Source organism: Photobacterium aphoticum, assembly GCF_001029435.1.
Classification (GTDB): domain Bacteria; phylum Pseudomonadota; class Gammaproteobacteria; order Enterobacterales; family Vibrionaceae; genus Photobacterium; species Photobacterium aphoticum.
In genome coordinates, this window is the sequence record NZ_LDOV01000030.1 from 1 (window position 1) to 13,596 (window position 13,596).

Sequence of the window (13,596 nt, forward strand, 5' to 3'; positions counted from 1 at the left end):
GAGAGATGGCTGAGTGGTTGAAAGCACCGGTCTTGAAAACCGGCATACGTTAATAGCGTATCTAGGGTTCAAATCCCTATCTCTCCGCCACATTCTAGAAATCGGGTTCAACCGGGTTTCATACAGAATTGGAGCGGTAGTTCAGTTGGTTAGAATACCGGCCTGTCACGCCGGGGGTCGCGGGTTCGAGTCCCGTCCGCTCCGCCAACACAACGAAGCCTTCGTCGAAAGACGAAGGCTTTTTTGTATGTGCTGAATTTAAACTCGCCTTGCACTCCGACGCACACGCTATATTCGATTTTATCGAATTGTGATGTTGAAATGATGATTGAAAAGTAGAAGGTGATATATGGAATGATTCTATATTTGTTTTTGCAATCCCACCGATACCTTTCAATATCAATAAGTTAGCCTTGGTACTATTATGCGCTCATGAGAATATGTAGCATTGTAAAGTAGATGGATTCTATATATTAAGTTGTTATCCTTATTCGAATATATTGGAGATCTAAAATTGAATATAATATTAGCTTTTGCTCTGCTTTTTACCTCTCAAGTGGTATCAGCGCAATGTTTTGAATCAACGATCCAGAGTCCTTCTCCTTTCATGGGAAATAACGAGGAAGTTTTCAAGCTTGCTGATGGTAGCTTATGGGAGGTTAAGTACGAATATGAGTACTTATATGAGTATTATCCGAGTGTAACGGTATGCCCGAATGAGAGTTTCATGATAATTGGTGGAAAAAAGCTAAACATCGCATCTCTTGGGAATGAACAAGTTAGTTCCAATCAAGTGCCTAGTTCTCAATATATTGAGAGCTACGTTGACGGGGAGTTTAGTGGATTTGAGGGAGAGACTGTGCTCAAATTAGCTAATGGTCAAATATGGCAGCAATCAGAATATTGGTATCATTACCATTATTCATACTCACCAAAAGTTATTGTTTTTCAGAGCAATGGTCAGTACAAAATTCAGGTTGAAGGTATAGAAAAAAGTGTTGGTGTTACGCGTATAAAATAAGCATAACAAATGACTATGGCGTCAATAGCTAATTTCTGGCTATGTTTTCGTTCCACATGACGCCATATCGAAGCATCGAATTTAAGATCACAACCATCTTCCTTACATACGCAATAATGGCGACTTTTTTCGGTTTCCCAGCATCTAAAAGTCGCTGGTAAGTAGCTTTAAAAACAGGGTTACACTGCATCTCAGACATCATAGCCATGTAGAGAACGGTGCGTACTTGCTATCTTCGATTGGCCATTTGGCTTGGCTTTGTCGTGCAAAAAATTGATGGATATCGCCATGTCATAGCATAGAGTTCAAAAATATGGATGAAGAGGTTCGAGGGCAGGGGGAAAGGGAGAGAAAAATAATGTCTGAAGCAAGACTGCTGTTAATGGATTTTATCATGGGTGTCATTGTAAAAGTTCTTTGAATGTATAGAAAATTGCAGATAAAACTATATAATCCCTCCGCCTCGAAATGCAAGCGGTTGTTTGCTGCAAAAAAATGTAAAAGAACAAGAACTGTGAGACAAGAAACCAGCGCAAGGCCAACAAACTGCGTTGCAGCATCTCAAAAAAGACATTATTGAAGGTATTAGGGGGCTTTATACACCGCAGCAAGAAAATTATGGGGGAAGTGTAAAAACGCAAATAATTAACTGTTTATATTAACTTGAACGAAACGTAAAAATAATCGAATAGAAAGTAAAAATATGAAAGCAAAAATATCAATTGCGGCCATCACCGTTGTATCTCTTTTTGGCTGTCAAACGACTGGTAACCAATACCCATCATTAACACTAAAGGAAGCAAACAGCTTCATTGAGTCCGTAAATATCCAGCCATATCATGTGCAACCAGAGATAGAGCAAGTATGGATTCAACCAGTAAATAAGACTGAAGCATGTCTGCTAGAAACTTCCCCACAGTTTAAAGCAGAGGCAAATGCTCGTGCCGTCTGGGATGGAGCTTGTAAAAATGGTTATGCTGATGGGTTTGGCCGTGATATAACAATTTCTGATTATTCTCATGTTGAAGAAATCACGACTTACCAGAATGGCTCTACTTTGAATCAATACTCAGTCATGCGTGATTACGTGAATAACCTTACCGTTAGACGTTTTAAAAATGATCTAAATAAATATGTTGGTTCGATTGAGTTCATAACGGACAGTTCCACAAATTTCAACGTTCTAATTCGGACTGGAGTTTTCGATGAAAAAACAGGGAATTATCGCTATGTTGAAAGTTCTCCTTTCAATCCTATTGTTAGCTACGTAAACAGGGTTGATGGCAAAGTTTCCTATATCTTTAACGATATGACCAATCAGATTGGTGAAGTTAAATCATCAACATTTACACAAAACTCGCTAACAGGGCAATATGGGGGCATCATTCGCTTTGTAATGAAAAATGGATATGTACAGAGCGAAAAAATAAATCAGAGTGGCAATCAAATTGTCAACGTTCCTGGACAATTTTGGAAAGATATTGACAGTGAACTTGAAAAAATAACACCTGCTATTTCAGAAGGTAACAATGCATACAATAATGCATTGACCCTAGAAACCAAATATAAGCATAAGGTTTGTAATAGCGATAATCCAATAATTCCAAGAGGTATTACGTACGATGAGTACACAGCAATGTGTTACTATGACTTGAAATTTACTGAAAAGTATAAAAGTACGATGGAAGCGGTAAGTAATAAATACAATGCAGATTTAAATAAATATCAAAGTGAGCAGTACAAACAACAAGAACTAGCTATTAAGAGACGCGAAGCTGAAGCTGCTGAGTCACGAGCAGCGGCTGCACATAAGCAATCTGCTGCTGCGGGATCATCTGGCTTTAACAATACTGTTCAGTGTTACAAGATGGGGCAATTTCTAAATAAAGAGATAAAGACATTTAACGGTATGATTTGTCCAATTGGATGGCTTCAATATAGTGGTTGGTAGAATCAAACAGATGATCTGTTTGAAGTACTGACAATGAAAGCTAAAAACTAGTTATCACCGACGCTCCCTGTAAGAAACTAGGATGTATAGATATAAGCAATTATGCAGCCAAAACTGGTACAAAATAACCAAAAAACACCCACACTTTTGTATTCTTCAGCTCTATATTCTAGGTTTTCTTTATCATGGATGAACCAGGGAGCCTGCAAGCATGCCAATGGCAAGGAAAACACAAGTTAGCTTGACCGACACACCGTATTACCATTGTGTATCGTGTTGTGTGAGAAGAACCTTTCTATGCGGTAAAGGACACATGTTGCGTGAGTACTATCACCATATTGACCAGCAACGAACTCAAGGGGTAAGCGCCAGTCGACGGCTGTTAAGTGTGGCCTGACAAATCACAGTAACGGTTGTACCTTCGACTGGCTATTTGGCTAGGCTTTGTCGTGCAAGAAATTGATGGAAATCGCCATGTAATAGCACTGAGTTCAAAAATAGGGATGAAGAGGTTCGAGGGCAGGGGGGAAGGTTGAGAAAAAATGTCTGAAGCAAGACAGCTGTTAATGGTTTTTATCATGGGTGTCATCATAAAAATTCGACATTGTTTTTTTTGGTTACGGTGTTATGCGTTAAGTTGGTAGTAGCGTTGGCTGCCCCTTAAACGGGCGCAATATTCACAAGGAAGCATCTATGTACAACGTTGAAAAATGCCAGTACCCAGAAATAGTGACAGATGATTTCTTTAAATACACATCAAAAAGAGTATCAGGGTTTGCTGGTCTGCAAATCCGAGATGGTGCTTGTGGTGGACGATCAAGCTCTAAAAAATCTGATGGTACGGTTCACTTTTGTTGCGATAAAGATTTAGAAACAGAAGTGTTTTTCGATGTGATTAAATGGGTTGAGCAAAATGCTCAAGATATTTTAGATCTTTCCCTTGCTTCTTTTGAGGAAGTGTATTGGGAAATGCGCGATTTGATTATCGAAAGCCTCATTGATGAGCATCCTGATGATGTGGTTCCTTCTATTTCAGGGTACAAAGATCTCAAAGCGCTTTGCGGTGTTGTTGCTGTTCATATAAAAGGAAGTGGTACAACAACAAAACCACGTTTTGGAATTGAGTTTGGTTGTAACTGGGAAGACGAGCACGGGGCTGGAGTGAGTTTCAATGGGTTGGACATAATTGAAAGTGGTTATGCTTCTGACGCGTTTGACTTTGAGTAAGCAAAGTTAAGTGCAATATGATTGGTCCTGTCAGTGGGCATGTAAGCCATGCAGATGCTTTGGGTGATCCCAGTTTGGAAGAGGTGATGTATCCGGCTTAATCTGTTAGGCAGATATCGCTTTATTATCTATTAACCCATTTTATTATTGTTTTTGATTATAGAGAGGGTTTAATAAATAACCTTTTTAATTGCATATATCTGCGGTTGCTTGATGTGGGAAATATAAAATAGGAATGATATTAACTCCCATTTAATTGATTTTATTTTTGATCGGTACGCCAGATAATTCCTTTTGTTGAAGTTAGTAAAAAAAATAAAAATAAACAAGACACCCACACTTTTGTACTTTGCTGCCCTGTGTTCTAGGCTTTCTTTATCATGGATGAATCAGGGAGCCTGCAAGCATGCCAAGGGCTAGAAAAACACAAGTCAGCTTGACCGACACACCGTATTACCATTGTGTATCACGTTGTGTGAGAAGAACCTTTCTATGCGGTAAAGATCCGTTAACGGGGCAGAATTTTGAACACCGACGGGCATGGGTGGAGCAGCGATTGCTGTTTCTTGCCAAGGTGTTTGCGATTGATATTTGTGCTTACGCGGTGATGAGTAATCACACCCATGTGGTACTGCATGTGGATGCTGAACAAGCCAAAACGTGGTCACAGGAAGAGGTGATCACCCGCTGGCATCGGGTGTGTAAGGGCAACTTTCTTTCTAACACCTGGCTGGATGAAAGTCTACGAAGTCAAATGGATAGCGCACAGCTACAGGCGGTCGAGCGTATCGCAGATGACTGGCGGAAACGGCTGTATGACATTAGTTGGTTTATGCGTTTACTTAATGAACCCATTGCGCGCCAAGCCAATAAAGAAGATGGGTGCACCGGACGCTTTTGGGAAGGGCGCTTTAAATCTCAAGCCTTGTTAGATGAAGCGGCACTCGTTGCCTGCATGGCTTACGTTGACCTCAACCCCGTTCGAGCGGGTATCGCGACAACGCCAGAATCCTCAGCCCATACCAGTATTAAAAAGCGCGTCAATGCTGCCAAATCAAGCTATCAACCCAAAAACTTACTGCCTTTTGTGGGAAATCCCCGAGCCAATATGCCTAAAGGCTTACCTTTTGTGTTTACCGACTATTTATTACTTGTCGATGAAACCGGGCGTGCTGTTTGTGATGGAAAACACGGTTACATATCAAAAAATGCATTGAATGTTATTTCTCGTCTTGGCCTGAGTGAAAATAATTGGTTGGAATTAGCCTGCCATTTAGAGCATAACTTCTCTGGTGCAATCGGTAAAGAACGCATGTTGCGTGAGTACCATCACCATATTGGCCAGCAACGAACTCAAGGGGTAAGCGCCAGTCGACGGCTGTTAAGCGTGGCCTGATAAATCACAGTAACGGCTGTATCTTCGACTGGCTATTTGGCTAGGTTTTGTCGTGCGAGAAATTGACGTAAATCGCCATGAAATAGCACTGAGTTCAAAAATATGGATGCAGGAGGTTAATGGAACGAGGGAAAGGCTGAGAAAATAGTGTCTGAAGAAAGGCTGCTTTTAATGGTTTTTATCATGGGTGTCATTGTAAAAATTCAGGCGGCGCGTCCACCTTTTGCGGTGGATGAATCGTTGTTTTTACGCTTGTGTGATGGATGTGGCCTGTGCGCTTCGGCGTGTCCAAGCCAGATCATCACAATGGAGAAAGGCGTCGCGGCGATTGATATCAGTTATGCCGCGTGCGATCTGTGTGGACGGTGTCAGCAAGCGTGCCCTACCTTGGCACTGGCTGAGCAAACGGCGCATACCGGCTTGGTCGCGACCATTGCGAACAGTTGTGAAAATATGTATGGATTTTGCGACAGTTGCGAGAGCAGTTGTCCCTATGGCGCACTGGTATGGCAAGAGGATGCAAAACCGCGTATCGATACAGCACTATGCAAAGGCTGTGGTCAGTGTGCGCAGTCTTGTTATAACAGCATCATCAGTTTTCAATTAATGACCTAATGTAATGAGCTAATCGAATGAGCGATTGTAATGACCTAAAGTCTTTACCTGATTTTTAGGGATGTAGTGTTTATTTTCATTACAGGAATGTTTTTCTTTTTTGCTGGTACTATTTGCTAGTCCCAGTTTCGAGTGTCATTTTTCATCGCTAACATTTGTAAATGTTCAATTATAGATGCTCATAATAAAGCGGTATGCGTGAGCATATTCTGCATGGTCACTGTGAAGGTATAACGGTTATTTTGAAAGTGTAACGGTGACTTTTACGGATTCTTTGTCGTTTTGACTGTGTAGTATCGTTGTTTTTATCACCGATTTTTATTACCTGTCCTCTTCTTTGTCTCTTCTTTGTCTCTTCTTTTTCCCGCTTATTGGCACCTCATTAACTATTCATTTCTTCCGCTGCCGTTCGCAAGAATACGTCTCATTAACGCATAAAAATGCTAAAAACGTATAAAAATACAAAGTTAGATTGACGTTTTATGTGTTTGTCCTTGTTGTTAGCAGGACTAAGATGGCCGACAAGAGTGATATTGACGATCCTGTCAGTTGATATTTTGTGCACTTTCAGAGCGATATTTTTAAAGATTGAGTGATGAAAAATCATCCATCGCGACCTTATTTGAGGTCGTGCGCTGATGTGTGTTTTTTATGAGTGTGAGTGCATGGTAACTCACCGGCGAATTTATTGATGTTCACTATCGTTATGCCGCGATTATTCAATTTATGATTATTCATCCGTATTCAATAAAGGCATGATGGTGAACGGTTTAAATCCACGGTTGCTCATTTAAAACGTCGTCAATGTATTTTCTTTGAATGTGACAGAAATAAGAAAACAAATAAACAAAATGTGTTTGGAGTAGTTATGTGTAAAGACTGTGGCTGTTCGTTGACGGATCATCACCATCAACAAGATCATCATCACGACGTTGTTCATAATCCACAACTGAATGATAAAAAGACGCTGCGTGTCATACATAAAATTCTAGACAAAAACGACGCGGAAGCCGCCCATAACCGCGCCCACTTTGAACAGCATGGGGTGAAGGCATTTAACCTCATGAGTAGCCCGGGCAGCGGCAAAACCACGTTGCTGGAACACCTGCATCAACATACATCATTGCGTTACGCAGTGATTGAAGGTGACTTAGAAACCTCTCGCGATGCCGACCGTTTACAGGCGCAGGGCATTGCGGCTTACCAAATTCAAACCGGCTCCGCTTGTCACTTGGATGCTTTCATGGTGCATGGTGCGTTGCATCACCTGCCGCTGGATAATCTGGATATCTGCTTTGTGGAAAATGTCGGCAACTTGGTGTGTCCGGCCAGCTACGATGTGGGCACCCACAAAAATATCGTGCTGGTCTCGGTACCGGAAGGCGATGACAAAATTGAAAAATACCCGGTGATGTTCCGCCGTGCGGATTTGGTGTTACTGACCAAGTGTGACTTGTTGCCGCATTTCGATTTTAGCCTGGAAGCCGCCCGTGAGCAGGTCGCCAAGCTCAACCCGAATGCAGTTGTGCTTGAGGTGTCGGTGAAGCAGCCTGACACGCTGGCTCCTGTGGTGGCGTGGCTTAACAGCCAGATGCAGTAAGGCGCGCAGTATGTGTTTATCGGTTCCTTCCCAAATTATTGCCATTGATGACGAAACGCTCAGTGTTACCGTCGAATCCTTAGGGGTGCAACGTAAAGTCAGCCGTCACCTCTACATGGAGCCACTTGCCATTGGCGATTATGTGCTGATCCACATTGGTTTTGTGATGAACAAAATCGACAAAGCCGATGCGGAATTAAGCCTCGCGTTGTATCAGGAAATGATCGACAAGCTGGAGGCGGAAAACGGCTCATGTCCACAATGAATGCTCAGTCCAGAGCAAAGCCCATATCCACTATAAAACCGCTGTATGACGGGTTTCGCAACCCAGAGACGGTGCGTTATTTGGCGCAAGTGATCCAGCAGGAAGCGGCGCAGCTCAACGCGCCGTTACACATCATGGAAGTGTGTGGTGGCCATACCCATACCATCATGAAGTTTGGCCTTAAAGGCTTGCTGCCAGACAACATTCAGTTCATTCATGGCCCAGGTTGTCCGGTGTGTGTGATGCCCAAAGAGCGCATCGATCACGCCATCACCTTGGCCCAGCAGCCCAATGTCATTTTGGTGACCTTAGGCGACATGATCCGCGTACCCGGCTCCCGTGGCAGCTTGGCGCAATGCCGTGCTCAAGGCGGCGATGTGCGTCCTCTGTATGATCCGCTGGATGCCTTGAGGATTGCGCAGGAAAACCCGGACAAAACCGTGGTGTTCTTTGCCATTGGCTTTGAAACCTCGACCCCGATGACCGCCGTTTTGCTGCAACAGGCGGAGGCATTAGGCATCGATAACCTGTTATTTCACATCAACCATGTCTTGGTGCCGCCGGCCGTTCATGCAGTGATGGATGATCCGCAAGTGAAGGTGAACGCCTTTATCGGGCCGTCTCATGTGAGTGTGATTCAGGGCGCGAAGATCTATCAACCGCTGGTGGCACAGTATGGCACGCCAGTTGTCGTCGCCGGGTTTGAACCGGTGGATGTGATGGAGTCCGTGTTGCGTCTGGTACGCCAGAAAGTCGCGGGTGAAGCCTCGGTCGATATCCAATACAGCCGCGCCGTCAGTCAAGATGGCAACGTGGCCGCCCAGCAGTGGGTGAATACTTATTTCGAACCTCGCGCCGTTTTTCGCTGGCGTGGGTTAGGCCCCATTCCTCATTCCGCGTTGCAACTGAAACCCTCTTTTTTACACCGAGATGCTGAACGCCATTTTGCCGCGATCCTCAGTGATGAAGTGGTAGACGATCACAAAGCCTGTCAGTGTGGCGACATTTTGCGTGGCTTGGCCCAGCCTGCTGATTGCCGTGTCTTTGGTAGAGGTTGTACGCCACAGCGCCCGCTAGGCAGTTGCATGGTGAGCTCAGAAGGCGCGTGTAATGCCTATTACCGCTATCAGGGCGTATTAAACGCCGATGCCGTGAATGCCTTAACCACAGGAAATCCGCAATGAAAGAGCAATACATTCAACTGAGTCACGGTGGTGGTGGCGAAGAAATGGGGCGGTTGATCAAAGACATCATTTTTACGGTGTTTGATAACCCGCTGTTGCAGCGTGAAGAAGATGCCGCCGTACTGAATTTGTCCGGTGAGACCGCATTTACCACCGACAGCTTTACCGTGTCGCCACTGATCTTCAAAGGGGGTGATATCGGGAAACTGGCCGTGGCCGGCACCGTGAATGATTTGGCGATGATGGGGGCGAAACCTCACTCCCTCAGTTGTAGCTTCATCATTGAAGAAGGGTTCTCGATGGCGACCCTGAAAACCCTCGTACAGAGCATGGCGCGCGAGCTGCAAGTGTGTGGTGCGCGCGTGGTGTGTGGCGATACCAAGGTCGTGCCGCGCGGGTGTGCTGACGGCATTTACATTAATACCGCCGGGCTGGGGCAGGTGGTTCAAGCGGGGATCTCTGCCCACAACCTTCAACCCGGTGATGCCATTATCGTGTCGCGCGACATTGGTTGCCACGGGGCGACCGTGCTGATGAACCGCGAAGGCCTTGAGCTAGAAGCGGATCTGCACAGTGACTGTGCGACTTTGTGGCCGGTGGTGGACGCATTAATCGCCGCAGGCATCGATATTCACGCTATGCGCGATGCGACCCGGGGCGGATTGTCGGCCGTCGTGAATGAATGGGCCCGTGCCGCCGGGGTGGGTATCACCTTACAGGAAGCCGCGATCCCGGTGCGCGATGCGGTGCGCGGTCTGTGTGAACTGTACGGCATGGAACCGTTTGATTTGGCCAACGAAGGCACCTTTGTGCTGGCCTTGCCCGCTGATCAAGTGGCGGATGCCTTGGCCGTAATGGCCACGTTTGCTTGCTGTCCTAGCGCGGCCGAGATCGGCTGTGTTGATCAACGACAATTGGGCAAAGTGCTACTGGCGACGCCGTGGGGCAGCTTGCGTTACCTCGATGTGCCGCAGGGCGAACTGTTGCCGAGGATCTGCTGATGCACGAGTACTCCATTGTCAGTGCCTTGATCGAACAGTGTGAAAGTCATGCCCGTGCCAATGGCGCGCGGGAAATCACCCGAGTGGCGATCAAGGTAGGACAACTCAGTGGTGTTGAGCCCGCGTTGCTCCAAACCGCCTTTGATACCTTCAAGCTGGAAGGGATTTGCCGTAACTCCGAGTTGCAGATGCAGATACAGCCTTTGGTGATCCACTGTCACACCTGCCAACAAGATGTTGAGATGCCGCATCGACAGGTCATTTGCCCGCAATGCCATGGCCGGGACACGACCGTGATAGACGGCGAAGATCTGCTGTTGATGCAGCTAGAGATGGCCACCTGAACGCCGACTGCTTTTCTACCGACAGGTAACGGATTTCAACGGGTGGGGTCTTGTATCCCGCCGGCTGTTATTTCCTCGACATAACCCAAATTCGAACCAAAAACATCATCACTCTCAAATTAAGGATGAGCCATGGACACACATGCTGCCCTTTATGCGCTGGGACAATCCCGGCTGGCGAAATTGCGTCAGCTCCCCAGCAAAAAACAACAGCCTTTGCAGGAACGTCTGGAAGAAAACGGCATTAGCCGACGGGAATTTCTGGTGTGGAGTGCAACCCTGACGGCGGCGTTAGCCTTGCCGATGCCGTTCAGTTCTATGGTGGCAGAAGCGGCGGAACTGGCCGATCGCGTGCCGTTGATTTGGCTGCACATGGCCGAATGTACCGGCTGTTCAGAATCCTTGATCCGCTCGTCGACACCGGATGTCAGCACCCTGATTTTTGATCATGTCTCGCTTGAATATCAGGAAACCCTGATGGCCGCAGCGGGCTGGCAAGCAGAAGAAAACCTTGATGCGGCGATGCGTGATTATCACGGCCAGTATTTGTTGGCGGTTGAAGGGGCCGTGCCTACCGCTAATGGCGGCGCATTTCTGACCTTGGGCTGTAAAGGCCGTACCGGTTTAGACATGGTGCGAGAAGCGGCCGCCGGCGCAGCAGCGATTATCTCGGTGGGTACCTGCGCCTCCTTTGGTGGTGTGCAGGCGGCCAAGCCTAATCCGACCGGTGCAAAAGGCGTGCATGCGGTGATTGATCGCCCGGTGATCAACTTGGGCGGCTGTCCGCCAAGTTCCTCCAATATCGTTGGCACCCTGATGTATTACATCATGTTTGGCAAGTTGCCGGCGCTGGATACCTTCAACCGTCCTAAGTGGGCCTATGGCGCGCGCGTCCACGATAACTGCGAACGTCGTGGTCACTTTGATGCCGGCGAGTTCGTGGAAGAGTTCGGTGACGAAGGTGCTGAAAACGGCTACTGCCTGTACAAAATGGGCTGCAAAGGGCCATACACCTACAACAACTGTCCGCAAGAGCGTTTTAACAACCACACCAGTTGGCCGGTACTGGCCGGTCACGGTTGTATTGGTTGTTCTGAACCGGATTTCTGGGATGACATGGCTGACTTTGAAAAACCACTGGGCCGCCAACTGTTACACGGATTGGATGCCACTGCCGACACCATTGGTGCCGTCACCCTTGGCCTGACTGCCTTGGGCATTGGGGCTCACGCAGTGGGCAGTTTCTTTGCTGGCACTTATAACGATGAGGACAACGAAAAATGAGCAAGCGTATTGTCATTGACCCGATCACCCGTATTGAAGGGCATCTGCGCATTGAAGTCGAAGTGGATGAGAACAATGTGATCGAAAAAGCCTGGGCCTCATCGACCCTGTTCCGTGGGCTGGAAATCATTTTGAAAGGCCGTACCCCGTTTGATGTGGGTTTGCTGGTACAGCGGATCTGTGGCGTGTGTACGTTCTCGCACTATTTGTGCGGCACTATGGCGGTGGAAGATGCCATTGGCGCAGCGGTGCCGATGAACGCCAAATACCTGCGTTCGATGATGTTGGAAGCCTTGCACATGCACGACCACATCGTGCACTTCTATATCCTGCACGGCCTTGACTGGATAGATGTCGTTTCTGCGTTAAAAGCGGATCCAGCCAAGGCCGCCCAGGTGGCGATGCAATATTCCGATACCCCGATGGCGGCAGGTGAAGGTGAGCTGCGCGCGGTACAGGAAAAAGTGAAGAAGTTTGTCGATACCGGCAAATTGGGCCCATTCGCCAATGCGTATTGGGGTAATCCGTCGTATTCCTTTACGCCAGAGCAGAACCTGATTGGTTTGTCCCACTACTTTAAGGCGTTAGAAATTCAGCGCATTGTGGCCGAGATGATGGCGATTTGGGGCGGCAAGAACCCGCATCCACAATCTGTTGTCGTCGGTGGGATCACCTGTGTGCGTGACATGATCAATCCAGCTCGTTTGCAGGAATGGGCTCAGCGCCGCGCCACCGTGGTGGACTTTATTGAACGCGCTTATCAGGCCGATCTCATCATGGCAGCGGCCGCTTACGGGCAAGAGCCGTCTGTGTTGGGCGGGGTGAATGTGCGTAACTTCATGTCGACCAACGATGTTCTTGTCGGCCAGAACCAGTACTTGTTCAAGAGTGGGATCATCCGCAATGGCGACTTGTCGCAGGTGGAAGAGATTGACCCGTACAAGATTGAAGAAGACGTGACTCACTCGTGGTACAACGCCCAGCATCCGCAACACCCGCTGGATGGCACGACTATTCCGGAACATACCCCGTTTGTTGAGCGTGAAACCGTGTTTGGCACCCTGCCAACCGTGGATGGCGAAGGCAAATACTCTTGGGTGAAATCGCCACGTTATGCCGGTGAGCCAGTGGAAGTGGGTCCGCTAGCGGCGGTATTGGTGAACTATGGGCGTGGTGTGCCGGAAGTGGTGGAGATCGTCGATGCGTTCTTGGCGCGCACCGGTTTGCCAAAAGCCGCCCTGTTTACCACCCTCGGTCGCACCGCTGCCCGCATGCTGCATACCTTGGTGCAGGCGCGTCATGGTAACCGTACCTTTGAAGCCTTGGTGAATAACATTCAGTTTGACACCTCGACCTACATTGCGCCGGATCTGAACGCCGATGTGGAATACAAAGGTTTTGCCATGATTGAAGCGCCACGGGGTTTATTGAGCCACTGGATCCGCATTAAAGGTGGTTTGGTTGAAAACTACCAAGCGGTGGTGCCGACTACTTGGAATGCCGGCCCGCGTGACGGTAATGGCAAAGTGGGACCGTACGAAGCCTCTCTGGTGGGGCTGAAGTTGGACGATCCGACCAAGCCGCTGGAAATTCTGCGCGTGATCCATTCCTTTGACCCTTGCATGGCGTGCTCGGTGCACGTGATGGACTACAAAGGTCAGTCGCTGAGTCAGTTCCGTATCGATCCGAACGCATTCTAAGGAGTCCG

12 protein-coding genes, 1 tRNA gene and 1 pseudogene are annotated in these 13,596 nt (G+C 47.4%); 13 read left to right on the plus strand and 1 reads right to left on the minus strand.

Annotation, left to right across the window (positions count from 1 at the left end; genetic code table 11):
* The first annotated feature begins 130 nt into the window (after nucleotides 1-130).
* Nucleotides 131-207 (plus strand) — tRNA-Asp (locus ABT58_RS16610).
* Nucleotides 208-514: 307 nt separating this feature from the next.
* Nucleotides 515-1,021 (plus strand): hypothetical protein, encoded by a 507-nt coding sequence (locus tag ABT58_RS23535; protein ID WP_146147272.1) that lies wholly within the window; start codon nucleotides 515-517, stop codon nucleotides 1,019-1,021.
* A 28-nt stretch (nucleotides 1,022-1,049) separates the two neighbouring features.
* On the opposite strand, the pseudogene ABT58_RS23795 reads toward ABT58_RS23535, so the two are convergent.
* Nucleotides 1,050-1,250, minus strand: a pseudogene (locus tag ABT58_RS23795) (IS110 family transposase); the annotation flags it as partial.
* A gap of 474 nt (nucleotides 1,251-1,724) precedes the next feature.
* Here ABT58_RS23795 and ABT58_RS16620 point away from each other — a divergent pair.
* From ABT58_RS16620 to ABT58_RS16670, 11 genes are all read left to right on the plus strand, one after another.
* Nucleotides 1,725-2,972: a hypothetical protein gene (locus ABT58_RS16620; protein ID WP_047875566.1), complete on the plus strand. Its 1,248-nt coding sequence runs from the start codon at nucleotides 1,725-1,727 to the stop codon at nucleotides 2,970-2,972.
* A 693-nt stretch (nucleotides 2,973-3,665) separates the two neighbouring features.
* Entirely contained in the window at nucleotides 3,666-4,199 is a 534-nt protein-coding gene (locus tag ABT58_RS16625) for a DUF6985 domain-containing protein (protein ID WP_047875567.1), read from the plus strand.
* Between the two features lie 406 nt (nucleotides 4,200-4,605).
* Nucleotides 4,606-5,595 carry a hypothetical protein gene (locus ABT58_RS16630; RefSeq protein WP_047875568.1) on the plus strand — a complete coding sequence of 330 codons (990 nt, stop codon included), beginning with the start codon at nucleotides 4,606-4,608 and terminating at the stop codon, nucleotides 5,593-5,595.
* Between the two features lie 183 nt (nucleotides 5,596-5,778).
* Entirely contained in the window at nucleotides 5,779-6,210 is a 432-nt protein-coding gene (locus ABT58_RS16635) for a 4Fe-4S binding protein (RefSeq protein ID WP_229821744.1), read from the plus strand.
* A gap of 868 nt (nucleotides 6,211-7,078) precedes the next feature.
* Nucleotides 7,079-7,810, plus strand: coding sequence for a hydrogenase nickel incorporation protein HypB (hypB, locus tag ABT58_RS16640; protein WP_047875570.1), 732 nt, complete (start codon nucleotides 7,079-7,081; stop codon nucleotides 7,808-7,810).
* A 10-nt stretch (nucleotides 7,811-7,820) separates the two neighbouring features.
* The gene (locus ABT58_RS16645; protein WP_047875571.1) at nucleotides 7,821-8,075 is read left to right on the plus strand and encodes a HypC/HybG/HupF family hydrogenase formation chaperone; all 255 of its coding nucleotides are present in this window, start codon (nucleotides 7,821-7,823) and stop codon (nucleotides 8,073-8,075) included.
* Nucleotides 8,063-9,259 (plus strand): hydrogenase formation protein HypD, encoded by a 1,197-nt coding sequence (gene hypD / locus ABT58_RS16650; RefSeq protein ID WP_229821745.1) that lies wholly within the window; start codon nucleotides 8,063-8,065, stop codon nucleotides 9,257-9,259. The genes ABT58_RS16645 and hypD overlap by 13 nt, the downstream gene beginning before the upstream one ends.
* A complete protein-coding gene (gene hypE / locus ABT58_RS16655) occupies nucleotides 9,256-10,260 on the plus strand; it encodes a hydrogenase expression/formation protein HypE (protein WP_047875573.1) in 1,005 nt (334 codons plus the stop codon). Before hypD ends, hypE begins: the two co-directional genes overlap by 4 nt.
* On the plus strand, nucleotides 10,260-10,604 hold the full coding sequence (gene hypA, locus ABT58_RS16660; RefSeq protein ID WP_047875574.1) for a hydrogenase/urease nickel incorporation protein HypA: 345 nt from the start codon (nucleotides 10,260-10,262) through the stop codon (nucleotides 10,602-10,604). The genes hypE and hypA overlap by 1 nt, the downstream gene beginning before the upstream one ends.
* Nucleotides 10,605-10,736: 132 nt before the next feature.
* Nucleotides 10,737-11,888, plus strand: coding sequence for a hydrogenase small subunit (locus tag ABT58_RS16665; protein WP_047875575.1), 1,152 nt, complete (start codon nucleotides 10,737-10,739; stop codon nucleotides 11,886-11,888).
* Nucleotides 11,885-13,588 (plus strand): nickel-dependent hydrogenase large subunit, encoded by a 1,704-nt coding sequence (locus tag ABT58_RS16670; protein WP_047875576.1) that lies wholly within the window; start codon nucleotides 11,885-11,887, stop codon nucleotides 13,586-13,588. The genes ABT58_RS16665 and ABT58_RS16670 overlap by 4 nt, the downstream gene beginning before the upstream one ends.
* The last annotated feature ends 8 nt before the right edge of the window (nucleotides 13,589-13,596 follow it).

Bases quoted from the DNA above. Each gene is read 5' to 3' on its own strand.
- hypA (WP_047875574.1), top strand. From the start codon at position 10,260: ATGCACGAGTACTCCATTGTCAGTGCCTTGATCGAACAGTGTGAAAGT.
- ABT58_RS16630 (WP_047875568.1), top strand. From the start codon at position 4,606: ATGCCAAGGGCTAGAAAAACACAAGTCAGCTTGACCGACACACCGTAT.
- ABT58_RS16625 (WP_047875567.1), top strand. From the start codon at position 3,666: ATGTACAACGTTGAAAAATGCCAGTACCCAGAAATAGTGACAGATGAT.
- hypE (WP_047875573.1), top strand. From the start codon at position 9,256: ATGAAAGAGCAATACATTCAACTGAGTCACGGTGGTGGTGGCGAAGAA.
- ABT58_RS16645 (WP_047875571.1), top strand. From the start codon at position 7,821: ATGTGTTTATCGGTTCCTTCCCAAATTATTGCCATTGATGACGAAACG.
- ABT58_RS16670 (WP_047875576.1), top strand. From the start codon at position 11,885: ATGAGCAAGCGTATTGTCATTGACCCGATCACCCGTATTGAAGGGCAT.
- ABT58_RS16620 (WP_047875566.1), top strand. From the start codon at position 1,725: ATGAAAGCAAAAATATCAATTGCGGCCATCACCGTTGTATCTCTTTTT.
- hypB (WP_047875570.1), top strand. From the start codon at position 7,079: ATGTGTAAAGACTGTGGCTGTTCGTTGACGGATCATCACCATCAACAA.
- ABT58_RS16665 (WP_047875575.1), top strand. From the start codon at position 10,737: ATGGACACACATGCTGCCCTTTATGCGCTGGGACAATCCCGGCTGGCG.
- hypD (WP_229821745.1), top strand. From the start codon at position 8,063: ATGTCCACAATGAATGCTCAGTCCAGAGCAAAGCCCATATCCACTATA.
- ABT58_RS16635 (WP_229821744.1), top strand. From the start codon at position 5,779: ATGGGTGTCATTGTAAAAATTCAGGCGGCGCGTCCACCTTTTGCGGTG.